The sequence below is a fragment of the Emticicia sp. C21 genome (assembly GCF_003418935.1).
Taxonomy (GTDB): Bacteria; Bacteroidota; Bacteroidia; order Cytophagales; family Spirosomataceae; genus Emticicia.
In genome coordinates this window covers 38,478-61,914 of record NZ_QVMT01000018.1, presented here as the reverse complement: position 1 = coordinate 61,914, position 23,437 = coordinate 38,478, and the positions used below count along the sequence as shown (strand labels likewise).

The window sequence follows — 23,437 nt, the reverse complement described above, 5'->3', positions numbered from 1 at the left end:
TCCTTACATTTAATCATATAATTAAGTGGTGATACATAAAAGGTAAGTTTTCTCAGACAAAATTTTTTAGACTCTTAAAATTTTTCTAAAAATGAAAACGAAATTGATATCGCTCGCGCTGATTTCAGCAATTGCTTATGCCTGCCAGACAGCCAATTCTTCTACAAGTGGTTTTCATGATCTCGACAAAGAGAAAAAAGAAATCATGGCTGTAATCCAATCCGAAACTGATTGTTTTTTCAAGAGAGACTATAATTGTTGGCAAAATCAATTTGCCCACTCTGATTATGCATATCAGGCCTGGAGTAATGCCGATGGAACTTTTGATGCCAGCGTAGGCTGGGAGAGCATCAATAAGAACCTGGGTAAGTTTATTAAAGAAAATCCTAATGAAAAAGAAGAAGCAGGAAACAGCCATCCTATAGTGAAACGCGAGAATATCCGTTATAAATTCTATGGCAATAATGCTGCACATTTAACTTGGGATCAATATAACAGCGACCGTGACCAGAAGTACTTCCTGCAAAGCAAGGAGGTACGCCTGATGGAAAAAGTAAATGGCCAATGGAAAATCGTCAATGTTTCAGCTTTCTGGAATTATAAAGACAAAATTCCTTTGGCACAGATTCAATAATTTAATGTTTAAACGTATTACAGGAGACTTCGTTTGAAGTCTCTTTTTATTTATAAAATAATGATTAGCATCAATAAACAGGATAGACTTTTTTCTCTACATTTGGAACTAAAATAAATATAGATTCATTATCTACTAAATCAGTAGATTATTAATGCTATTAAATATTATTCATCTTTAAAATCATAAAGCTTATGTCACTTAGATTAGGAGATATTGCACCTGACTTTACAGCAGAAACCACACAGGGTACTATTCACTTTCATGAATGGCTCGGAAATTCATGGGGATTGTTATTTTCACACCCAGCCGATTTTACTCCTGTGTGTACAACAGAATTAGGGAAAACAGCACTTTTGAAAGGTGAGTTCGAAAAGAGAGGCGTAAAAGTAATTGCTGTTTCAGTTGACGATTTAGATTCACATAATAGATGGGTACCGGATATTCAGGAAGTAAATGGTGTTGAAGTAAATTTTCCGATCATTGCTGACGGAGACCGTAATGTGGCTACCTTATATGATATGATTCATCCAAATGCTTCTGAAAAAGCAACGGTGCGTTCTGTATTTGTTATCGGACCAGATAAAAAAATCAAATTAACTTTGACATATCCAGCTTCAACTGGTCGTAACTTCCAGGAAATTTTACGAGTGATTGACTCTTTACAATTAACGGCTAACTATCAGGTAGCAACCCCGGCTGATTGGAAAGATGGGGATGATACTATTGTGGTACCAGCTGTTTCTACAGAAGATGCAATTAATAAATTCCCGAAAGGTGTTAATGTGGTAAAACCTTATTTGAGATATACTCCGCAACCAAATAAATAATCAGGGCTAATATATTTTGACAGAAAACCGGAAGCAAAAACTTCCGGTTTTTATTTTTTGATTATTTTTGCACAATATTTGCGATAGGATCAGCATTAGATTATCGAAAAGATTTTCGCTATTGCGTCAATGAGAACAAAGAAAAAGAACCAGACACGTCCGACTACTCAGCAAAAAACACTGGTAAAGCGAATATTCAATCTAAAGACACTTTATGCTTTTGTTGTAATCTCGCTTATCATTTTGTATCCCGTTTATGTAAGTGATGGTCAGAAATGGACATACGTAGATAGCTTTGGTATAAAAGTACCTCTGCGTTACACGATACATGGCATTGATGTATCTCACCACAACAAAAAGATTGACTGGCATAAAGTAAAAAATAGTAATGATAATGTGGGCGTAACCTTTTGCTTCATTAAAGCAACTGAGGGTACTGACCTGAAAGACCAGGATTTTGGGAATAACTGGAGAGAAGCAAAAAAAGTAGGTTTAATCAGAGGTGCATATCATTTTTATGTGCCTTGGGCTGATCCGGTTTTGCAGGCAAAAAATTTTATAAATACGGTGTCGCTTGATGGAGGTGATTTCGTACCTGTGGTTGATTTTGAAGTGCAAGGATTAAATAAAAAAGTAAGAAAAAATTTAGTTGCTAATGTAACTACCTTTATTGAGCACCTGAAAAGCCACTACGGTGTAGATCCTATTATTTATACCAATAAGCATATCTACCGCCAATATATTAAAGGTAATTTCGATGAGTACCCCCTCTGGATTTCAGATTATGACAGCAGAAAACTGGAAGGATTCGAAAGTTCGAAATTAATGCTTTGGCAACATAGTACCAATGGCCGACTTGACGGCATCATTGGTGATGTAGATTTTAATGTTTTTGTAGCTTCTAAAAGTCATTTAGATGATATTTGCGTCAAATAAGATTGATTCCAATCCCCTTGAAGGAAATAATACTAATCAAATCAATGCCTCCATTAGGGGACGGAGGTATATATACTATGCTACCTACTACAGATTTTACCCAAACTCCGGCATTTAAAAAACTCAAAAGTCATTATAAAACCATCAGTAAAAAGCAGTTGAAAGAACTTTTTGCTGAAGACAAAAACCGCTTCAGAAAATACTCATTGAAATTCAACGATATATTGGTTGATTATTCAAAAAACAATATCAATGGCCGTACAATGGCCTACCTGATTGAATTGGCGCAGGAATGTAAGCTTTCTGATGCTATTGAGCAGATGTATACTGGTGCAAAAATCAATCAGACTGAAAACCGTGCAGTATTGCACGTAGCGCTTCGTAATAGAAGCAATAACCCAATTCTGGTCGATGGAAACGATGTAATGCCGGAAGTGAATGAGGTATTAGCCAAAATGAAAGATTTTTCAGAAAAAGTTAATTCCGGCGCTTGGAAAGGCTACACCAATAAACCTATTACAGATATTGTTAATATCGGTATTGGCGGCTCAGACTTAGGTCCTGTGATGGCAACAGAAGCTTTAAAACCGTATGCAAAAAAGGTTAAAGTACACTTTGTATCAAATGTAGATGGCACACACATTGCAGAAACTTTGAAAAATGTTTCTCCAGAGACAACCCTATTTATGATTGCCTCAAAAACCTTCACTACCCAAGAGACAATGGCAAATGCTCATTCGGCTCGTAGTTGGTTCTTGAAAACTGCCATAGATGAGGAATTTGTAAAAAAGCATTTCGTAGCAATTTCAACCAATCAGAAAGAAGTAGAAAAATTCGGTATTGACCCTGCCAATATGTTCGGTTTCTGGGATTGGGTAGGGGGGAGATACTCTCTATGGTCGGCCATTGGTCTTTCGATTGCTTGTTACATTGGTTTCGATAATTTTGAGGCCTTATTGACAGGTGCTCACGAAATGGACAACCATTTCAGCACGACACCTTTTCAAAAAAATATCCCGGTTATTTTAGCACTTTTAGGCGTATGGTATAATAATTTCTATGGAGCCGAATCTCATGCCATTTTACCTTACGACCAATATATGCATCGCTTTGCGGCTTACTTCCAACAAGGAGATATGGAGTCGAATGGTAAATATGTTGATAGAAAAGGAGATAAAGTTAATTACCAGACGGGCCCGATTATCTGGGGAGAACCCGGGACTAACGGGCAACATGCCTTTTACCAGTTGATTCACCAGGGCACCAAATTGATTCCGGCTGATTTTATTGCACCTGCTATATCACATAATCCACTGGGAGATCATCATAAAATGCTATTATCAAACTTCTTTGCTCAAACTGAGGCTTTAATGAATGGTAAAACATCAGAAGAAGTGATAAAAGAGTTAGCAGGAAAATCGCAGGCAGAGATTGATAAAATTGCGCCTTACAAGGTTTTCCTGGGTAATAGGCCTACTAATTCAATACTTTTAAAGAAAATTACACCTAAAACTCTGGGTAGTTTAATTGCTGCATACGAACATAAGATATTTGTACAAGGTGTTATCTGGAATATCTTCAGTTTTGACCAGTGGGGTGTTGAACTTGGTAAACAATTAGCGAATAAAATCTACCCTGAGCTACAGGATGACACTATAATTAATTCTCACGATACTTCGACTAATGGTTTAATCAACCAGTATAAAAAGTGGAGAAAATAAGTGATTTTGTATAACCTGTTGAAAATCAACAGGTTATATTTTTGTTTATAGTTTTCACTATTTTTTGAAAAAATAATTTTAATAGAAATTATAAAAAAAAATAGCGTTTACATTTGGAAATATCAAATGTGTATTTTACTTTAGCATCATAATTACAAAATAAGCTTTCCTAATTAAATTAAAAAAATGGTTAAACCGCACAAAAAGGTAGGCCATGGCGAGAACGCAAGTTCAAACTCAAACCCAACGTAAAGTTATCAACTGTTATGGGGGACACCTGTGTGTCTCCCATTTACAGTAACAGTGAATCTAAAAATGGACTTACGTGCTTTTAGAAATATTGTTTACTTGAATTTACTACTGGGTTGTTGGCTAAACAGTAATTCTTTTGCAGGAGATATAGACTCATACAACCCAGTAGTTCCAAACGAGGTTAAATTTGCGAATGTTACCTTTCAGTTGAATGATGTTACGAAGTATCTCATTCTAAATGAAATGAAAGACATTCAGTCTAATCGGCAGGTGCTTTTAAATAAACTTGAAAAAGCAACTTTGTTCTTTCCCATCGTTGAGCCAATTCTAAGAGAGCAGGGTGTCCCTGATGATTTCAAGTTCTTAGTAAATTATGATAAGTATCAGTCATCAGTTGAGAAAAATGGAATACCTGAAGCAGGTGTGTTCTGGTGTTTAGATAGACAAAAGGCAGAAGAAGTTGATTTGTTAATGAACGAGCAGGTGGATGAACGCAAACATCTGATTGCAGCCACCAGAGGAGCCGCTCTTTGTTTAAGAAGAAATAATGTATTATATAGTAATTGGGGCGCAACCCTATATTCATTAATTGCTCACAAGAGAATCATTAACCAATTAGAGGTAAATCGTAAATGGGCAAATGTTTCAGATAACGAAAATCAGTATATCGCCTTAGATAGCCCGGCTTATATTTCTTTAGTACAGTTTCTTGCCTATAAGTTGGTAATCGAACAGGAATTTCCGGCTTTTAAGCCACAAGTTTCTAAAATCGTATATGAATACCCGTATAGCAAAGGTAAAAGCCTGAATCGCATTTCAGCTGAGCTAAAAGTTGACCTTGCTATACTAAATGAATATAACCCTTGGCTATTAGCCAAAAATGTACCTGATACGGATTGCCAGGTTTTAGTAATCATACCATCAAGCCGATTTAGTGAGATAAGGGTATTAACTGAATTATCAAAAAAATCTGGTTTGCCGACAAAGGATCTTGGTTTCCCTTTATTGAAAAAGGAGACAAAAAGTAAGGGCAAAGGAGGAGTTTTCTATCAGATTAATAATCTGGAAGGATTACAGGCTGAAATGTGTGACAATCCGGTTACAATGGCTTATAAAGCTGATATTCCGCTAAAGAGGTTTGTAGAATATAACGATATTAAAGAAAATGACCTGCTACAAATCGGGCAGGTATATTATCTTGAAGATAAGAGTGCCAAAGCGAGTGTCCCGTTTCATGTAGTCAGAGAAGGAGAAACATTATGGAGTATATCTCAGACTTATGGTGTAAAACTCGAAAATTTGTTAAAATATAACAGATTTGAGACGGTTCAACGTTTACAGAGAGGGAGGATAATCTGGTTGCAAACAACCAGACCCAAAAATAAACCTGTTGAGTATATTAATATGCCTGATGAACTGGAAGCAATAGACGCGATGGTCAGAGCCGAAAGCAATCAGGAAATGAACGAAGAAGTACTCAATAAAGAACCAATGAAGATTGATACTGTGGTATTAGTTGAAAAAGGCAAAGTAGAAGTAAAAGAAAATATAGGTATTAAAGGCAATACTAACGAGGTTAGCCTGGCAATAAAAGAAAAGGAATTAAATTCTTCACCTTTAACGCAAGAAATTAGGAAAGAAGAAACAATGAACTTAAATTTGCCGAAAACTGTTGATAAAACTAATATTACTCCACCCGTTCAGACTAGGAACGAAACGGAGAGTAAAGCCACACCTCCGATTGCGCCTCAAAGCACAAATACCTTAAAAGATAAAACCACAGAACAACAAGATAATTTTTTGTACCATAAGGTCAGGAAAGATGACACCTTGTTCAGAATTTCAGTAAACTATAATGTGACGTTGGACGATTTATGGAAATTAAATAAGCTGTCCAGTAATATTGTGAAGGTTGGGGTAGTGCTGAAAATTAGAAGTTTGTAAATAGTATAGATTCACTCAATAGCTCAGATTAGCCTCTGTCACTGACGGGGGCTAATTTTTTTTATTGAATATCCGTAACACATCTAAAACCCACGTGCATCAAGCTTGTTTCTGGTGTAGTAAATGATCTGCCTGAAACTCTATATCCATGACACCACGATGGCTCACATAGAAATGAACCTCCTCTCTGTACTTTTTCTTTCTTTTCACCGGATTTTCTTTCTATACCTGTTAATAAATCTGCATAGTTAGTTTTCCAGTCTTCGCACCATTCCCATACATTACCGCACATATCATAAATACCTAAAGGAGATTTATTGTAAGAGCTTACAGGAGCGGCAAAATGAAATCCATCAAGGGTTTTATCAAAATTCGGGAAAGTGCCATTCCATGTATTGGCCAGATACTTACCATTAGCTACTAACTCATTACCAAAGGGGTAGATTAACTTTGAGTTGATACCATTTTTTGCAGCGTGTTCCCATTCAATTTCGTAGGGAAGTCTTTTACCCGCCCATTTTGCATAGGCTTTGGCATCATTCCATGATACCTGAGTTACCGGAAAATTGTCAGGAGCTTTATTTGCTTTCTTCCCATAAGGATACTCCCAGTTGGCACCTTTTTCTAATACCCATTGCTTGGTTGCTTCATTTAATATGCCACCATCTCCAAATTTTTCTGCCTCTGTCTGATAGTTAGTTGCTAAAACAAATTTTCTGAAATCACCTATTGTTACCTCATGTGCATCTATCAGAAAGGGTTTTACCTGAGCCCAGAAAGTGGGTTTTTCCCAATCTACGCCGCCTTCTGCACCAATTTGGGTAAAACCTCCGGGCACATAAACCATATCGACAGGAAAAGCCTTTGGAGGATTATTAACAGCAGACTTGTCTTCTGGTTCTGATTGGTAAATAGTAATATTCTCAGAAAATTGATAAGAATCAACACTTTTATTGCATGAAAAGAGCAACAACGAGAATAATACAATAAGATACTTCATAGCAGCTAGGGTAAAGTAGGGGTCAGGGTTTTATAATTCAGGTTGCTAAAGTAGCTTTTGGTCTCTCAACCAAAGGAACCTGCTTATAATTTAAGGCAAAACGGGCCACAAAAATAATGGCAGTCCAGCGCTGGTAATCATAAGGCATCCCCATTGTAAAATTCTGTATCACCGTTGCCAGAAATACATAAGCTGTAAAAAGCGTAAAATTGGTGGTGGGATTGAGTATTTCTTTGAAAACCCAGATCAGCAATATGATATGAAGTGTTGTAAAGACAAAGAAGCCTATTATTCCTAAATCATTAAGTGTCTGAAAAATAGGAGAGTCAAGATATTTATGATGATAGCCATTACCGAAAATTACAGTCAGCCAGTCACCATCATCTATTCTTTCATCAATGCTCTTAAATAGATTCGTAATATTGGTTACACGTGTAGACGCTGAATCATCACCGGCTAATTTGACCGAAGAAGCAGTTTTGGTATCCGTCAAAGAGGTTACAATACGCTCAATCCTTTCTGTAATGATATTTGAGACGTTTATAAAATACTCATCAAATCTTGTATGCTCCCATAGATAATAAATACCACCACAAGCTATAAAGAACAATAGAATACCTTGCCAACCAAAAGTCCATTTCAATACTTTATAGATATTATGGGCGTTGATACTGGTGATATAATAAAAGAAGAAGAATATACCAGTCACAAGAATGATAGCCATAGCCTGACAAAGCGCTAATACTAATAATAGTATTACCACACTACCAATATACCCCAGACGCCAGAAAAGTCGTTTTTCATTACGTAGCAAAAGAATTCCGGCTACCACACCACAATAAGCGCTTTTTGCATAGATATGTGGATTTCCCATGGAAGAGACCTCATCATCTCCACTAAAGCTGATTGAAGCACGCATACCAATGACATATAATGGATTCCTGAAAACGTAGTACAATAGACTTAACCCACCAACTACACAAATCACGAGGGAAAAGAAGAGAAATGTATCTTTGAGTGAATTAATAGAAGTACCTGCAAAGATAAACATCGATAATAATATCAATGCCTGATATACAGCCTCGACAGATGTATTGGTAAACCAGCCCCTGTTTGGTGCGTAAACTGCCAGATAAAATATAGCAATAATAGAGTATGCAATACAAAGAAGATAGCCTAAGGTATTGGTTTGATATACCTTTTTTATGGTAAACGGAAATGCTAATAATATACTCCCAAAAGTTAATGCAGCCGTAAACGCAGTACTATTAGGAGCTAATTTAAGCCCATCTCTCAGGAAATAAATGATTGGTGCTCCGAAAAAGAAAAAGCTTAAACCCAGACTCTGCCGATATTTTAATAATTTATTGAGTAATAAGTCTATGTAGATTATCATCTTTATTTTTTTTACAAATATACTTTACCTAAGGCTAATTGTCATTTATTATCGGTTAATTTTCTATTTTAAGGACGAAAATTTCGTAATTTTGAGCCTTTGTTATTTAAAGATAAAAACGGCAGCGAATGCGGATACTTATCATTCATCAGTACCTTTGGTCTCATTATAAAGGCAAAATTTATTCAGAACTCCAGAAAATAGTTAACGCTCATAAAAACGATGAATTATTAGTTCTTCAAACCTCACTGAACGAAATAACGCGTGCTAATTTAGGCCCTGTCGACAGAAGTATTCATCAATATAATTATCAGGTATTGGTTGATGATTATTATGAGAACATTCCTAATACGATAAGAGCTAAGAAAATGTTGTATTGGGTCCGTAAATTCAAACCTGATGTGGTGAACGTGTCAGGATATTATGAACCTGCTATGAATACAGTAATTTTTTACTGTCGTCTGGTGGGTATCAAAGTTATCATTTCTGTCGATTCTACAGAAGAGGACAAACCAAACATCTGGTGGAAAGAAGCCATTAAACGTTTTGTTGTAAATAGAGCCCAAGGATTTTTCTGTTATGGATCAAAAGCTGCCGAATATATGCTTAAATTCGGAGCTAAACCTAATCAGATTCTTCTGGAGAATAATGCGGTTGATAATCAGACGATTGCTTCTATTTATCAGGAAACTTATCCTAATAGAGAGGTAGAAAAGAAAAAAAATAATTTGAGGCCCTACAATTTTATATATACCGGGCGATTAATGGCTATTAAAAATGTTGAAAATTTATTGATTGCCTTTTCAAAATTAAAAGCAAAAGATTGGGGATTAGTGATATTAGGCGATGGAGCAGAAGGGGAAAAATTAACAAAATACGTGGCTGATAATAATCTTGAAGGGGTGAGATTCATTGAAGGGCAAGCCTGGTATAATGTACCCAAATTTATGGCTTTAGGAGATGTTTTTGTATTGCCGAGTTATTCCGAACCCTGGGGATTAGTAGTAAATGAAGCCATGGTATGTGGAATGCCAGTGATAGTATCTAATAAATGTGGGTCATCGCACGATTTAGTGAAAAATGGAGAAAATGGTTATACCTTTAACCCCTATGATACTGATGAATTGGCTGATATTATGCGGAAATTTGTTGACGAATCAGATCTAATTAAAGATTTTGGAAAAGCATCTAAAGAAATAATTAAAAAATACTCTCCTGAGCAGGTTGCTCAAGAGATGTATAATGGTTTTAAAAAAGTATTATAATGAACATCAATAGAACTAATAATTTTGATTTGATACGTTTAATGGCTGCTTTTCAGGTTTTAATCTGGCATGGAGCTGTTCATTTCAAAATTTTCGATGGTATGTACGATTTCCTTGCCGTACTTTTTCATTTTCCGGGAGTACCTATTTTCTTTACTATTAGCGGGTTTTTAATAAGCTATTCTTTAGAGAGAAATAAGTTTGATTTAAAGAAGTATTTCAGAAACCGGGCCTTAAGGATTTATCCAGCCTTATGGGTATGTACTGTTCTTACAGCTTTGTTGTTAATTTATTTTATCCGGCCAATTATTATTAAGGATTTATTGATATGGTTCGTAGCACAGATTTCTTTTTTGCAATTCTATGTTACGCCTTCTCTAAAAGCCTGGGGAGCGGGACATCCAAATGGAAGTTTATGGAGTGTAGCCGTTGAATTACAGTTCTATCTTATCCTCCCCATACTTTTATATATTATCAACTTGCCTAAAAGGCTTCTTTATACCAATATTGTAATAGCAATACTATTTGTATTGTCGATTTTTACAAAGTATCTGATTAATACGAATACCTGGATTTTAAGTCATGAATTAATCGCCAAATTTTTAGGAAATACAGTCTTCTATTACCTCAATTTCTTTTTAACAGGTATTGCTATCTATAAAAACTTTGATTGGCTGGAGAAATATTTAAGAGGAAAAGTATTTATCTGGTTAGGTATATACACAGTCTTTATATTAACATTTCATACCTGGCTTAAATTCTATATTGACCCTTATGACCTTTCTATCTGGGGAATTGTTGCTAATACTCTGCTATCATTATCGAGCCTTTCATTTGCATTTTCTTTTGTTCATTTAAGCAAGAATCTTCTACACGAGAATGACATTTCTTATGGTATTTATATTTACCATTTGCCAGTTATCAATACAATGTTAAGCTATGGTTTTTTTGGAAGTATCTGGGATTTAATAGTCATGGCAATGATAGTGGTTCTTATCGCTTATGCATCATGGAAACTGATTGAACAAAGAGCATTGAAAGCAAAGTTTTGATCCTTTTAAGGGATTATATTTTCTTGTTTTAAAGTCTTGTATAAATAGTTTCCAGCTAATGCATGGCCTTTCTGATTCCAGTGAAAATCAACTGGTAGATAATAAGTTTCTATTGGATTCTTTACTTTCATTATTTCATTTCTAAACGAGAAGAACTTAATGTGATTTTGTTCACAATAGTTATTTAATGCATTTTCAACACCAATGGCACCCGATTTCTGAAATTCTTCCAATGAATTATGAGATGGAATATAAAAAACCAGGAAATTAACTCCTTGCTCCTTTGTCTCTTTCGCCAATGCTGAAAGATATTTATAAGTATGATAAAGTGGCTCTTGCGATGAAATTTGACTAGAAGCCTTGTGTGGAGTTAATACAGGTTGTTCTTTGGTTTTTAATGCCTTCCCTGTATCTTTTTGAGGTGTCTCTTTAGATTGGGTTGTAGTGGTTGTCGTAGCTTCGCTGGCTTTATTAGCATCACTTACCTTCTTATTCCACATCAAGCCAATATTGTAGCGAATCAAGCCAAATAGCTGAGAATTAGAAGATAACCAATTATAAAGTTTATTTTCTACTAATCTATTCTTTTTAAGCGCGTTGACTGTTGCATAAGAATTTTGCTCATTTACAATAATTGAGTCATTCTCAATATGAAAATAGGCATTGGCTTTATTATCATTAATGTCGTTATCAAAGTAAAAGTAAATAACTGTATTAGGGGCTAATTCTTGCCCTCTTACCTGAAGAAACTTCAGAGCATAATCAGTACCTACGCCAGAAACCCCTGCATTCAGTACAGCAATTGTATCTTTATTTATCTTTTTTTCTAAAATCTTTGCAAAAGTTTCATTGTCATTTACTCCCCAACCATAAGTAAACGAATCGCCTAGACAAAGAATTTTATTGGGATATTTCTTATAATCAGCTACATGACGAGTATCGCGCATGCCAATGTCATTATTCTTATATTCGTAATAATAGACTTTCGGGTGTTCTTTGAAACCTTTTTGGTTAGGTACAGGAACCATGCCTCCTAATTTTTCATCATAAAAGAATTGAACAGGAGAGGTAACTTGTGGAAAAAATATTCTGATGACGAATTCTCCAATAAGCAAGCCTATCGAGAGACTAATAATAAATGTAATGAGTAATGGAAAAACTTTTTTAATCAACTTCGACATTGAAATAATTTTTGCAATTTTGTGTACTTTTCGCAAAGATAAAAATTTTGCTGAGGTGAAACTAATGAAATAGCATTATAAAGTATGAATTGGATAAAACCTCTGACAATTGTTGAATACGTTTTTATAGGCATATTTTTATTAGTATATATCGTATATTTTATACGTACCTACATAATAGCTAAACGTTTAGGAACTACATCACGCTCGGTAGTTATAAAGTTTTTTATCAGAATAGCCTATCTGGGGCTATGTATCATAGGTTTATTGGGGCCAAGTTTTGGTGTAAGTGAAATAGAGGCTCAAGCAAGTGGGAAAGACGTATATTTTGCCTTTGATGTGTCAAAATCAATGGATGCAGTAGACATTGAACCAACAAGGTTAGAAAAAGTAAAGTTTGAGCTAATCAAAAACCTAAATACTTTAAAGTCTGATAGGATAGGTATTGTGGTTTTTTCTTCAAATGCTTACGTACACATACCACTGACTTATGACAAAGATGCTTTAAATCTATTTATTCAGAAATTAGGTAGCGATTTATTTATAGAGTCAGGTACAGACATAAATACTGCACTTAAACTTATACAAACCAAATATAATTCATCTAGTGCCTCAAACCGTAGAGCAAAGGTGATAATTATGGCAAGCGATGGTGAAGATTTTGGACAGTTGGAGTCAGAGGTTATTCAGGATTTACGGAAAAATCGGGTGAACTTTTTAGTTCTGGGCGTTGGTACGTCGCAGGGTGGAAAAATAAAAGAAGGGGCAAATTTTAAGAAGGATAAAAACGGCGTTGAAATCATTTCGAAATTAGATGCAGATTATCTGAAGCAATTAGCCAAAGTCTTGGGAGGTAAATATTTTCAGTTATCTAATCAGGTAAATGATGTGCAGGCAGTTTTAAAAGAAGTAGGACAATTGGAAAACAACTGGGTGGATACACGAAAAATGACAGTAGCTAATAATAAATACTTTTATTTTGTATTTCTGGCACTTGCATTAATGATAATTGATATTTTGATTACTATACGTACAATTAAACTTTAATTCAGACTATTTTATTAATGAATACCTGGTTCTTTTATATTGTCTTGTTATTTCTGAATATTCGTTCCTTAACGAATGTTTCAGAGAGAAACAGGCTGAAAATAGAAGCCGGAACGGCTTTTATGAAAAAGAACTATATACTGGCAAGAGATAAATATCAAAATTTAGCTAATATTTCTTTCAATTTAGAGCCTGATGCGCGCTTAAATATGGCTCATTCCTATTTCCATACGCACGACACTGCCAGAGCACTTTTAGAATATAAAAGACTATTGAGGGTGAGTGATGAAAAGATTTTTACAGTAGCACTTATCCAGATAGGGGTAATTAATGTTATGCAAAAAGATAGCTTGACAGCCATGCAATTATTCAAAGAAGCACTGCAAAAAAATCCCGAAAATCTTACAGCGAGATATAACTATGAACTGCTGAGAAAAAGAATACCGGATAACAAGCCTCCGCCTCCATCTCCGCAAAATCAGGAAGATAATCATGATAGTTCTGAAACCAGGCAATCGGATGAGAAAAAAGATGATTTGCAGTCTACCAATCCTGAAAAGATGAGTAGAGAAAAGGCATTGCAAATTCTTGAATCCATGAAGAACAATGAATTGCAATTTGCACCTAAAAGGGAAGGGGTTAACAAGAAAAATAGCAAGAATGAAAAGGACTGGTAAGGTCTCTTAAAATTTAAATAATTATTTCAATACATATGACAAAAATTTCTGTAGTAAAAGAAACGCATTTTAATTTTAAAGGTCAAACGGGATTTTATCGTGGAAAGGTGCGTGATGTATATGATTTTGATGATAAAGTGGTAATGATAGCTTCTGATAGAATCTCAGCTTTCGATGTAATTTTACCAAGACCAATTCCGGCAAAAGGACAGGTATTGAATCAAATTGCTTCAAAATTTCTTAACGCCACTAAAGATATCGTACCTAACTGGTTGGTAGCCACTCCTGATCCGAATGTTTCAATAGGTGTTAAATGTGAGACTTTTCCTGTTGAAATGGTTGTGAGAGGATATTTGGTAGGACATGGATGGCGTACTTATAAAAGTGGTTTAAGAACATTATGTGGAGTAGCGCTACCCGATGGTATGGTAGAGAACCAGAAGTTTCCTACACCGATTATTACCCCAACTACAAAAGCACACGAAGGGCATGATGAAGATATTTCTCGTGAAGAGATCATCAGCAGAGGATTAGTGTCAGAAGAAAAATATGTACAGCTGGAAAAATATGCGCTGTCACTTTTTGCAAAAGGTACAGAAATGGCCGCAGAGAAAGGGTTGATCTTAGCTGATACTAAGTATGAATTTGGCGAAAAAGATGGCGTGATTTACCTGATTGATGAAATTCATACACCTGATTCTTCTAGATATTTCTATGCTGATGGTTATGAAGAAAACCTCGCGCAAGGCTTACCTCAAAAACAATTGTCTAAAGAGTTTGTAAGAGAGTGGTTGATAGCTAATAATTTCCAGGGCAAAGATGGACAAGTAGTACCGGAAATGACAGACGAAAAAGTAGAAGAAATTTCAAAACGCTATATTGAACTTTACGAAAAAGTAACAGGAGAAACATTTGAACCTTCTACAAGTGAAGATATTATTCAAAGAATTGAAGATAATATTAAAAGCTACCTGAGCAAATGATTTCTGGTATTCCTTTAAACAAATTGAGCCGCTCCCATAGGTGCGGCTCAATCTATTAAGAAGATAAAATCAAATACCAATATAAGCCGGAGAAATCATAGATACAGATTTGGCCTCTAATAATGACTCTCCCATCAAATATTCGTCTACTATTCTGGCACACTCACGGCCTTCTGAAATCGCCCACACTACCAGAGACTGCCCACGGCGCATATCGCCGGCTGCAAATATCTTAGATTTATTAGTCTGATATTCTAATGCTTTCACATTTTTTCTCTCATCAACTTCAATTTCCAATTGTTGCAATAATTCTTGCTGAGGATTCAAAAAGCCTGCAGCAATCAAAGCCAAATCACAAGGAATCTCTCTTTCATTCATTTCTACACGGTTGCCATTAAACATAGCTGCTTCAGAAATGATGATACCTTTCAGATTACCATCAGCATCACCAACATATTCTTTTACATTGATGCTGAATAAACGCTCACAACCTTCTTCATGTGAAGTAGAAGTACGTTTGGTCAATGGCCAGTTAGGCCAAGGCGTAGTTTCTGCTCTGAATTTATAATAAGGTTGTTTTTTATCGTCAATGCTAGGCTCAGGCATTACTTCTACCTGCGTAATACTCTTTGCCCCATGGCGGTTCGATGTTCCCACACAATCAGAACCGGTATCACCACCACCAATTACAACCACATTTTTTCCGGTAGCCAATAACTCACCATTAGCATAAGCATCGCCTTTATGGTCGGTGATACGGTCAAGATTAGAGACGCGTTTATTTTGTTGGCTTAAGAATTCCATAGCAGGATACACACCCTTCAATTCTTTGCCTTTAATTTCAATCATTCTTGGGATGGTAGAACCACCAGCCAATACTATCGCATCAAAATCACGTACTAAATCGCTGGCTTTTACATTCACACCCACATTAGCATTGGTTTTGAAAACAATGCCTTCTTCTTCCATCACAGCTACTCTGCGTTTTACTACCGATTTATCCAATTTGAAATCAGGTATACCATATCTTAACAAGCCACCTACCTCGTCAGCTCTTTCAAAAACAGTTACCCAATGGCCTGCTTTATTTAATTGAGCCGCAGCAGCTAAACCGGCAGGGCCAGAGCCTATCACAGCCACTTTTTTGCCCGTTCTTTTACTTGGAATACTAGGTTTTACCCAACCGTTTTCATACGCTTTCTCGATAATTGATTTCTCAATATATTCAATAGCTACCGGTGGTTTGTTAATACCTAATACGCAAGAGGCTTCACAAGGCGCAGGGCAGATTCTACCAGTAAATTCAGGGAAGTTATTAGTTGAACTTAATATCTGATAAGCATATTCCCAGTTTTGCTCCCATACTGCATCATTAAATTCAGGAATAATATTACCAAGAGGACAACCATTATGACAGAACGGAACTCCGCAGTCCATACAACGGGCAGCTTGTTCACGAGTTTGTTGTGAGTCATAATTGGTTTCAACCTCGTTATAATCTTTTTTTCTTTCGAGTACATCACGTTTTAAAGACGCCTGACGTTCAAACTCTAAAAAACCGGTTGGTTTTCCCATTTCTTTATTATGATTTTGTGTATATCTTAGGATGTTTAAGTTTCAGAGAAGATAAAAAGCCAGAGTTTTATCTTCTCTGATAGATAGCTTTATGCTAAAACCTTTTCAAGCTCTGCTTTCTTTTTTCTTTCAAGCAATACACGCTTGTAATCAGTCGGCATTACTTTCACAAATTTCGAAACCTCTACATCAAAATTAGCTAAGATAGTTTTAGCTACGCTACTGTTGGTAACACTCTGATGCTTTTCAATAAAAGCTTTAAGCATTTCAGCATCTTCCTGGTCAGGTTTTTCTAAACCAACCATTTCTTTATTGCATTTCGATTCAAAATCTCCATCTGTATCGTAAACGAAGGCCATACCACCACTCATCCCCGCAGCAAAGTTTCTTCCGGTTTTGCCTAAGATTATGGCAAGACCACCAGTCATATATTCACAACCATGGTCACCAACACCTTCGACCACTACTTTAGCACCTGAATTTCTTACACAGAAACGCTCTCCTGCCATACCTCTTATATACGCTTCTCCTGAAGTAGCACCATAGAAAGCCACGTTACCAATAACCATGTTTTCTTCAGCCTTAAACTTGGCTTTTCTATCAGGGTATACAATCAGTTCAGCACCGCAAAGACCTTTTCCGAAGTAGTCATTTGAGTCGCCCTCTAGTTCCAGTTTCAATCCTTTGGTAGAGAACGCACCGAATGATTGGCCTGATGTACCGCGATATTTGAAGTGAATGGTACCATAGGGCAAACCCTCTCCTTTATGTACTTTCGAAATCTCGTTCGAAGTCATTGTTCCAATACTACGGTTCAGGTTGTTAACTGTGTATTCTGCTGTTACTTCCTGTTTATCGTTAATAGCCGGCTGCGCATCTTTTATCATTTGCCAGTCAAGCACGCTATTAATACCATGATCTTGTTCTTCTTGTTTATATTGAGCTACATCAAGCGTAGTAGGTTCTTTATAAAGAATGCCGCTTAAATCAATTTTTTTATATTTCCAGTGAGATAAATCATCACGTTTTTCAAGGAATTGTACTTGGCCGATCATTTCATTGACCGTACGGAAGCCCAGCTCAGCCATGATTTCACGCATTTCTCTTGCCAGATAAGTAAACATAGCTACTACATGCTCAGGTTTACCACTAAACATTGCTCTTAATTCCTTGTTTTGTGTAGCAACTCCCACTGGGCAAGTGTTTAAGTGACATTTGCGCATCATGATACAACCGACTGATACTAAGGCGGCTGTAGCGACCCCAAATTCTTCTGCACCTAATAAGGCAGCTATTACTAGGTCTTTCCCTGTACGGATTTGGCCATCAGCTTGCACTACTACTCTGCCACGCAATTTATTTTTAACCAGAGTCTGATGAGTTTCTGCTAAACCAAGCTCCCAGGGTAAACCTGCATGTCGAATTGAAGATAGTGGAGAAGCACCAGTACCACCATCATGACCTGCTATTAGAATTACGTCTGAATGGGCTTTGGCCACACCTGTAGCAATCGTTCCAACACCAGCTTCAGATACTAATTTTACCGAAATACGCGCATCGCGGTTAGAGTTTTTCAAATCATAAATTAACTGCGCCAAATCCTCAATAGAATAGATATCATGGTGAGGAGGAGGGGAGATTAGACCCACACCTGGAGTACTATGACGCACGCGTCCAATCCAATCATCTACTTTATGGCCTGGTAGCTGTCCACCTTCGCCAGGTTTAGCGCCTTGTGCCATCTTGATTTGAAGTTCTTTGGCATTAGTTAGATAATGGCTAGTTACTCCAAATCGACCTGAAGCTACCTGCTTAATGCTTGAACTTAAATTATCTCCATTCTTATCTAGTTCATAACGGATTTCATCTTCACCACCTTCGCCTGAGTTTGAACGTCCACCGATACGGTTCATAGCAATTGCAAGGGTTGTATGCGCTTCCCATGAAATTGAGCCGAATGACATAGCTCCTGTCGCAAAGCGTTTGAATATGCTTTCTACTGGTTCAACTTCTTCTAAAGGAATCGGATTGCCTTTCTTGAAGCGAAGCAAACCTCTGATAGTTAAAGCATCAAGACTTTGGTCGTTAATCAGTTTAGAGTATTTTTTGAAAATCGAATAACCTTTCTCTAAATCGTGTTCACCAACTCTGCCTGATTGTTGTAGTAAGTGAATACTTTCAGGATTAAACATATGGCGTTCACCACGTTGTTTCCACTGATAAACTCCACCTACCTCTAACCTTTGCGTAGATACATGTGGTACATCAGGGTAGGCAACTTTATGACGTACAATTGCTTCTTTAGCAATTTCGGCAATACCCATACCGCCTATACGAGAGATTGTCCCGGTAAAATATTTATCGATTACTTGTTTATTTAAACCAATACATTCAAAAATTTGAGCACCTTGATACGATTGCAAGGTTGAAATCCCCATTTTTGAGAATATTTTCAATAGCTCTTTGTTAACGGCCTTAACGTAGTTTTTGTAAAGTGTATAATCCTCAAATGTACCTTCAATCATACTTTTCTTGTTCATCAATGAGATAGTCTCAAATGCCATATAAGGGCAAATGGCGGAGCAACCATAACCGATTAAGGTAGCAAAATGGTGTGTTTCCCAGATATCTCCTGCTTCAACAACGATACCTGCTTTTCCTCTGATACCTTTTTTGATCAGGTGATGATGAATTGCCGAGGTAGCTAGCAGAGATGGGATAGGTGCATGGTCTGAATCAATGGCTCTATCTGATAGAATCAGAATCTCAAAACCGTCTTCAATGGCATCTTCAGCATAACGGCAGATTCTATCAAGAGCAAATTCTAATGCCTTACCTATATCAGTTGCTTTCGCATTAAAATAGGTATTGATAGTTTTAGCCTGGAAGCCTTTATGATCTACAAAGCGAAGTTTGTCGAATTCTTCAACAGTTAAAACAGGTTGTTCTAACTCAACCAAGCGACAATGCAAAGGCGATTCTGTCAGAATGTTTTCGTTTGAACCTACAAAAGAAATCAACGACATAATAGCACGCTCTCTGATTGAATCGATAGGAGGATTGGTTACCTGTGCAAACAATTGCTTGAAGTAATAAGAAAGATGCTGGCTTTGATCTGAAAGAATAGCTAAAGGTGTATCAACGCCCATAGAACCTATAGCTTCCTGACCTGTTTGCGCCATTGGTGCCAGAATCATTCTCAAATCTTCTGAAGTAAAACCAAAAGTTACTTGTCTTTTCAGTAGTGTCTCTTCACTATAATTTTGATAAGGGCGAATAGATTTTGGTAATACAGAAGTCTTTATTTTATATTCATCTAACCATTCCTGATAAGGTTGACGAGAACAAATATCTGATTTCACTTCTTCGTCCGGAATAATTCTTCCTTGCTCCATGTCTACAATAAACATTTTGCCCGGTTGAAGACGCCCTTTTGATACTACTTTCGCCTGGTCAATATCTAATACTCCGGCTTCTGAGGCCATCACAACGGTATCATCATCTAATACCCAGTAGCGAGACGGGCGTAAACCATTTCTATCAAGAGTGGCACCTACCATTTTACCATCAGTAAACGAGATAGAAGCAGGACCATCCCATGGCTCCATGATAGCGGCATGGTATTCATAAAAAGCTTTACGAACAGGGTCCATATGGTCGTTACCATCCCATGCTTCAGGAACAAGCATCATCATTACATGTGGCAATGAGCGACCAGATAAATAAAGCAATTCTATGACATTATCTAATTGGGCAGAGTCAGAATTACCTGCATCACAGATTGGAAGAACCATATCCATTTCTTCCTTTGTGAAAAATTCTGATACAAAAGATTTTTCTCCGGCTCTTATCCAGTTCACATTGCCTTTTACCGTGTTGATTTCACCGTTGTGAGCAATGAAACGGAAAGGTTGTGCCAGTTTCCATGATGGGAAAGTATTAGTAGAGAAACGAGAGTGTATAACCGCGAAGGCAGATGTCACCGATTCATTCCACAAATCAGGAAAATAATACTTTAATTGCTCAGTCGTTAATTGCCCTTTATAGGAAATAGTACGACAAGAAAGTGAAGAAAAGTAAAAATGCTCTTTTGCTCCGGCAACTGACTCACGGATAATGCGTGAAGCATATTGGCGAAGAATGTATAATTTTCTTTCGAAGTCAATTTCTTCTGTAATATCTGATGGGCGTTTAATAAATACCTGCTCAACTTGCGGTTCAACAGAGCCTGAGCCCTCACCTAAGCTATCTCCTTTAGTAGGTACAACCCTATAACCCAATAAACCTAGTCCCAGCTTTTCAATCTTTCGGTTAAGTATCTCTCTACATTCTTCTCTTTCCGTTTCGTTCATCGGGAAGAAAATCATTCCTACACCATACTCACCACTTGAAGGCAATTGGAAATTCAACTTATTGCATTCATCTAAGAAAAATTCATGGGGTATCTGCAATAAAATACCTGCACCATCACCCGTATTCGGGTCACAACCACATGCACCACGGTGGTCCATGCGTTCAAGCATTTTTATAGCATCGGCAACAATTCCATGAGATCTTCTACCTTTTAGATGGGCTCTAAAGCCAATACCACAGGCGTCATGCTCGAATTCCGAACGATATAGACCTTGTTCCATTAATTGTCCTGCATCAGTCATCGTGCGATAAAATTTATAGGGTTTTAAATTGTACTCTGATTAGATAATTTGTAATTTAAACGTGAAGTTTATTGCCTAATAATCTTCTGAATTGTTATATATATTAAGTATATACAGCAATTGAAATGCAATATAATACCAAATTTATTTGGCATAACAACTTTGAAACCAAATTTTATTTATTCGTCTAAAAATACTTGTTTTTGCAATAATTGTTATGAGAATAATACAAAAAAAGTAAAGTTAATGAATTCTCTCCATAAAATCAGTAAGCGAATATAGCGAATTTTCGCTTAAAAAACAGCGTTTTGAGCGGTTTTTAAGCCATTTGACTTAGCTTAACAAAAACATAATCTAACGTCATCGATTCTTACAGCATTCAATCATAAAAATAGTTTAATGAGGAAAAATTGTACAAATCTCTCGCAAGAAAATACAGGAATTAAATAGTATCTGTTTTTCTATGACAAGAATTTCTAATTAGGCTTCTGTATGTTGAAAAAACGAAAATTGTAAAATATTTTAAATTTTTTTTACCAAGGAATTATTTAATATTATTTATTAGACGGAGTTATTTTTATTGTATTTTTTGAAGAATTGTAGTACTTTTCCTAGAAGTATGCTTGTAATATTCTAATAAAATTTCAATGTCTGAAAACAATAGATATAGTAAAAAGTTACCCAAAATGTGGCTATTTTCGCCTGCCGTTTAATAAAGAAATTAATAAATGCTTGATAATCAGCATTTTAATTTTTACCTTTGTGCTCCACATATCGAAATAATACATGATACAACTGCAACGCATGTTACTGATCGGATTTCTGGTCAGCTTTATGTCTGTTACTTCTCAAGCAGCATCCTTTGACAAGTACTTCACAAAACTCATCAAATTTGAAGGCAAAGGATTCGGAATTAATCAGGAAATATGGGGCAAAAAAAACTTCACAAAAGCCGAGGCATTTAAAATCCATAGAAAGTTCTATTGGAATAAATACCATGGCAATTTGTTCAAAAGCCAGGAAGTGGCTGAAGCCCTTATTGACCATATTATTAACGCTGGAGAGGGCAGAAACAGTGTAAACATTCGGGCTTTTGAGGCAATCATTGGTGTTTCACAAGATGGTAAGCTTTCAAAAGAAGATGTGCAAGTCGCTAATTCATTCGTGAAATGTGAGTATGTTGTTAATCCGTATGTTAACTATCGCTTACATTTTTATGGGTCAAGAAAGAATGCTAAAAAGTACCCAGGCTGGATGATTAGAGCTAGAGCCTTTGGCATATTTGATGAAGAGAACAATATGCTGGCAGATTTCCTGGTTTTACCGGATATTTTAATTGGCAGATCACCGGACGAGGATCTGGAAGAACCAACGGAAGAACTTGCTTCAAAGGTCGATTAACATCTTAAGTAATTATTTATTCACTTTTTAAATGAGTCCCCTCAAAATTAGTATGATTTTTGAGGGGATTTTTATTGAAGGATATTTTGCTCAAATTACAATTTTGCTGAGTCATTCCCGTTTTTAACTTGTCAGGTTAGAAATAATTGAAGTTTACATATCAAAATATCTTACTATTGCTAAACACTCTACCCCTCTAGGATCTTTTTCTGATTAAACGGTATAATTTTTGCATAAAGCTTTATAATAGCTATTTAGTTGAATTAATTTAAACATTCCCATGAATCCCAAAAAAGTAATCTTTACTTTACTGACAATTACTTGTCTGTCTTTTGTCTGCGTGATTTTTATTAACAATGGTGCTTCTTTTAATAAGTACGCGCCAAAGTTGCTCCGTTTTGAAGGTGAGGGTTATGGTATCCATAAGCCTATCTGGGGCGATAAAATGTTTACTAAAGAGGAAGCCTTGTATATTCACCGTCATTACTATTGGAACCGATATTTTGGTAATCAATTTAAAGACCAGGATGTTGCTGAAGTTTTTATTGATCATTTAATAAATGCCGGAGAGGGCGAGAAGAAGAGAAATATCAAAGCCTTTGAGAGAATTATTGGCGCAGAAGAAAATGGAATCTTATCCTTAGCTGACGTAGAATTAGCTAACTCTTTTAATCGCCCGGAAGATATCGTTAATCCATATGTCGACTATCGCTTAAGATATTATAGAACTCGCAAGGACGCTAAGAAAAATAAAGGATGGTTTAAAAGAGCAAAATCATTCTATATTGAGAAAGAACCTGGGGAGCAGTTGGTAGAAGAAGAAAACGTGATAGAAGATTATATTGTATTGCCTAAAGGTAAGTAACTTTTATCTGTGTAAGAAACTTT

17 protein-coding genes are annotated in these 23,437 nt (G+C 36.2%); 12 read left to right on the top strand and 5 right to left on the bottom strand.

Going from position 1 to position 23,437, the window contains the following annotated elements:
* Positions 1 to 91 precede the first annotated feature (91 nt).
* The 5 genes from D0T08_RS25695 (at position 92) to D0T08_RS25675 (ending at position 6,317) form a co-directional block, all read left to right on the top strand.
* Positions 92 to 634: a hypothetical protein gene (locus D0T08_RS25695; RefSeq protein ID WP_116985622.1), complete on the top strand. Its 543-nt coding sequence runs from the start codon at positions 92 to 94 to the stop codon at positions 632 to 634.
* A 194-nt stretch (positions 635 to 828) separates the two neighbouring features.
* Positions 829 to 1,464, top strand: a complete 636-nt coding sequence (locus tag D0T08_RS25690; protein WP_116985621.1) for a peroxiredoxin — start codon at positions 829 to 831, stop codon at positions 1,462 to 1,464.
* A 129-nt stretch (positions 1,465 to 1,593) separates the two neighbouring features.
* Positions 1,594 to 2,400, top strand: coding sequence for a glycoside hydrolase family 25 protein (locus D0T08_RS25685; protein WP_116985620.1), 807 nt, complete (start codon positions 1,594 to 1,596; stop codon positions 2,398 to 2,400).
* 77 nt (positions 2,401 to 2,477) lie between these two features.
* A complete protein-coding gene (pgi, locus tag D0T08_RS25680) occupies positions 2,478 to 4,121 on the top strand; it encodes a glucose-6-phosphate isomerase (RefSeq protein ID WP_116985633.1) in 1,644 nt (547 codons plus the stop codon).
* A 348-nt stretch (positions 4,122 to 4,469) separates the two neighbouring features.
* The gene (locus tag D0T08_RS25675; protein WP_158561351.1) at positions 4,470 to 6,317 is read left to right on the top strand and encodes a LysM peptidoglycan-binding domain-containing protein; all 1,848 of its coding nucleotides are present in this window, start codon (positions 4,470 to 4,472) and stop codon (positions 6,315 to 6,317) included.
* A 61-nt stretch (positions 6,318 to 6,378) separates the two neighbouring features.
* On the opposite strand, the gene D0T08_RS25670 is transcribed toward D0T08_RS25675, so the two are convergent.
* Together D0T08_RS25670 and D0T08_RS25665 are read right to left on the bottom strand one after the other, a co-directional pair.
* On the bottom strand, positions 6,379 to 7,317 hold the full coding sequence (locus D0T08_RS25670; RefSeq protein WP_116985618.1) for an SUMF1/EgtB/PvdO family nonheme iron enzyme: 939 nt from the start codon (positions 7,315 to 7,317) through the stop codon (positions 6,379 to 6,381).
* A 37-nt stretch (positions 7,318 to 7,354) separates the two neighbouring features.
* Positions 7,355 to 8,713, bottom strand: coding sequence for a hypothetical protein (locus D0T08_RS25665; protein ID WP_116985617.1), 1,359 nt, complete (start codon positions 8,711 to 8,713; stop codon positions 7,355 to 7,357).
* A gap of 128 nt (positions 8,714 to 8,841) precedes the next feature.
* Between D0T08_RS25665 and D0T08_RS25660 the strand changes: the two genes are divergently transcribed.
* Both D0T08_RS25660 and D0T08_RS25655 read left to right on the top strand, forming a co-directional pair.
* Positions 8,842 to 9,978: a glycosyltransferase family 4 protein gene (locus D0T08_RS25660; RefSeq protein ID WP_116985616.1), complete on the top strand. Its 1,137-nt coding sequence runs from the start codon at positions 8,842 to 8,844 to the stop codon at positions 9,976 to 9,978.
* Positions 9,978 to 11,030 carry an acyltransferase gene (locus D0T08_RS25655; RefSeq protein ID WP_116985615.1) on the top strand — a complete coding sequence of 351 codons (1,053 nt, stop codon included), beginning with the start codon at positions 9,978 to 9,980 and terminating at the stop codon, positions 11,028 to 11,030. The genes D0T08_RS25660 and D0T08_RS25655 overlap by 1 nt, the downstream gene beginning before the upstream one ends.
* A gap of 5 nt (positions 11,031 to 11,035) precedes the next feature.
* Here D0T08_RS25655 and D0T08_RS25650 read toward each other — a convergent pair whose 3' ends face one another.
* The gene (locus D0T08_RS25650) at positions 11,036 to 12,211 is read right to left on the bottom strand and encodes an SGNH/GDSL hydrolase family protein (RefSeq protein WP_116985614.1); all 1,176 of its coding nucleotides are present in this window, start codon (positions 12,209 to 12,211) and stop codon (positions 11,036 to 11,038) included.
* Positions 12,212 to 12,295: 84 nt separating this feature from the next.
* On the opposite strand from D0T08_RS25650, the gene D0T08_RS25645 reads away from it, so the two are divergent.
* From D0T08_RS25645 to D0T08_RS25635, 3 genes are read left to right on the top strand one after another with little or no spacing between them, the layout of a single operon-like run.
* On the top strand, positions 12,296 to 13,258 hold the full coding sequence (locus D0T08_RS25645; RefSeq protein WP_116985613.1) for a VWA domain-containing protein: 963 nt from the start codon (positions 12,296 to 12,298) through the stop codon (positions 13,256 to 13,258).
* 17 nt (positions 13,259 to 13,275) lie between these two features.
* The gene (locus D0T08_RS25640; RefSeq protein ID WP_116985612.1) at positions 13,276 to 13,935 is read left to right on the top strand and encodes a hypothetical protein; all 660 of its coding nucleotides are present in this window, start codon (positions 13,276 to 13,278) and stop codon (positions 13,933 to 13,935) included.
* 35 nt (positions 13,936 to 13,970) lie between these two features.
* Complete coding sequence (locus D0T08_RS25635) at positions 13,971 to 14,918, top strand: phosphoribosylaminoimidazolesuccinocarboxamide synthase (RefSeq protein WP_409012964.1); 948 nt, start codon at positions 13,971 to 13,973, stop codon at positions 14,916 to 14,918.
* Between the two features lie 69 nt (positions 14,919 to 14,987).
* Here the strand turns inward: D0T08_RS25635 and D0T08_RS25630 are convergent, their stop codons facing one another.
* Positions 14,988 to 16,493: a glutamate synthase subunit beta gene (locus D0T08_RS25630; RefSeq protein ID WP_116985611.1), complete on the bottom strand. Its 1,506-nt coding sequence runs from the start codon at positions 16,491 to 16,493 to the stop codon at positions 14,988 to 14,990.
* A gap of 89 nt (positions 16,494 to 16,582) precedes the next feature.
* Positions 16,583 to 21,148, bottom strand: coding sequence for a glutamate synthase large subunit (gene gltB / locus D0T08_RS25625; RefSeq protein ID WP_116985610.1), 4,566 nt, complete (start codon positions 21,146 to 21,148; stop codon positions 16,583 to 16,585).
* Between the two features lie 804 nt (positions 21,149 to 21,952).
* Here gltB and D0T08_RS25620 point away from each other — a divergent pair.
* Together D0T08_RS25620 and D0T08_RS25615 are read left to right on the top strand one after the other, a co-directional pair.
* Entirely contained in the window at positions 21,953 to 22,549 is a 597-nt protein-coding gene (locus D0T08_RS25620; protein WP_229239056.1) for a glycosyl hydrolase 108 family protein, read from the top strand.
* A 280-nt stretch (positions 22,550 to 22,829) separates the two neighbouring features.
* Positions 22,830 to 23,414 (top strand): hypothetical protein, encoded by a 585-nt coding sequence (locus D0T08_RS25615; RefSeq protein WP_116985608.1) that lies wholly within the window; start codon positions 22,830 to 22,832, stop codon positions 23,412 to 23,414.
* Positions 23,415 to 23,437: the final 23 nt, after the last annotated feature.

What these genes read in the sequence shown, in the direction of transcription:
- D0T08_RS25695 (WP_116985622.1), top strand. Translation starts at nt 92, where the DNA reads ATGAAAACGAAATTGATATCGCTCGCGCTGATTTCAGCAATTGCTTAT.
- D0T08_RS25690 (WP_116985621.1), top strand. Translation starts at nt 829, where the DNA reads ATGTCACTTAGATTAGGAGATATTGCACCTGACTTTACAGCAGAAACC.
- D0T08_RS25685 (WP_116985620.1), top strand. Translation starts at nt 1,594, where the DNA reads ATGAGAACAAAGAAAAAGAACCAGACACGTCCGACTACTCAGCAAAAA.
- pgi (WP_116985633.1), top strand. Translation starts at nt 2,478, where the DNA reads ATGCTACCTACTACAGATTTTACCCAAACTCCGGCATTTAAAAAACTC.
- D0T08_RS25670 (WP_116985618.1), bottom strand. Translation starts at nt 7,317, where the DNA reads ATGAAGTATCTTATTGTATTATTCTCGTTGTTGCTCTTTTCATGCAAT.
- D0T08_RS25665 (WP_116985617.1), bottom strand. Translation starts at nt 8,713, where the DNA reads ATGATAATCTACATAGACTTATTACTCAATAAATTATTAAAATATCGG.
- D0T08_RS25660 (WP_116985616.1), top strand. Translation starts at nt 8,842, where the DNA reads ATGCGGATACTTATCATTCATCAGTACCTTTGGTCTCATTATAAAGGC.
- D0T08_RS25655 (WP_116985615.1), top strand. Translation starts at nt 9,978, where the DNA reads ATGAACATCAATAGAACTAATAATTTTGATTTGATACGTTTAATGGCT.
- D0T08_RS25650 (WP_116985614.1), bottom strand. Translation starts at nt 12,211, where the DNA reads ATGTCGAAGTTGATTAAAAAAGTTTTTCCATTACTCATTACATTTATT.
- D0T08_RS25645 (WP_116985613.1), top strand. Translation starts at nt 12,296, where the DNA reads ATGAATTGGATAAAACCTCTGACAATTGTTGAATACGTTTTTATAGGC.
- D0T08_RS25640 (WP_116985612.1), top strand. Translation starts at nt 13,276, where the DNA reads ATGAATACCTGGTTCTTTTATATTGTCTTGTTATTTCTGAATATTCGT.
- D0T08_RS25635 (WP_409012964.1), top strand. Translation starts at nt 13,971, where the DNA reads ATGACAAAAATTTCTGTAGTAAAAGAAACGCATTTTAATTTTAAAGGT.
- D0T08_RS25630 (WP_116985611.1), bottom strand. Translation starts at nt 16,493, where the DNA reads ATGGGAAAACCAACCGGTTTTTTAGAGTTTGAACGTCAGGCGTCTTTA.
- gltB (WP_116985610.1), bottom strand. Translation starts at nt 21,148, where the DNA reads ATGACTGATGCAGGACAATTAATGGAACAAGGTCTATATCGTTCGGAA.
- D0T08_RS25620 (WP_229239056.1), top strand. Translation starts at nt 21,953, where the DNA reads ATGTTACTGATCGGATTTCTGGTCAGCTTTATGTCTGTTACTTCTCAA.
- D0T08_RS25615 (WP_116985608.1), top strand. Translation starts at nt 22,830, where the DNA reads ATGAATCCCAAAAAAGTAATCTTTACTTTACTGACAATTACTTGTCTG.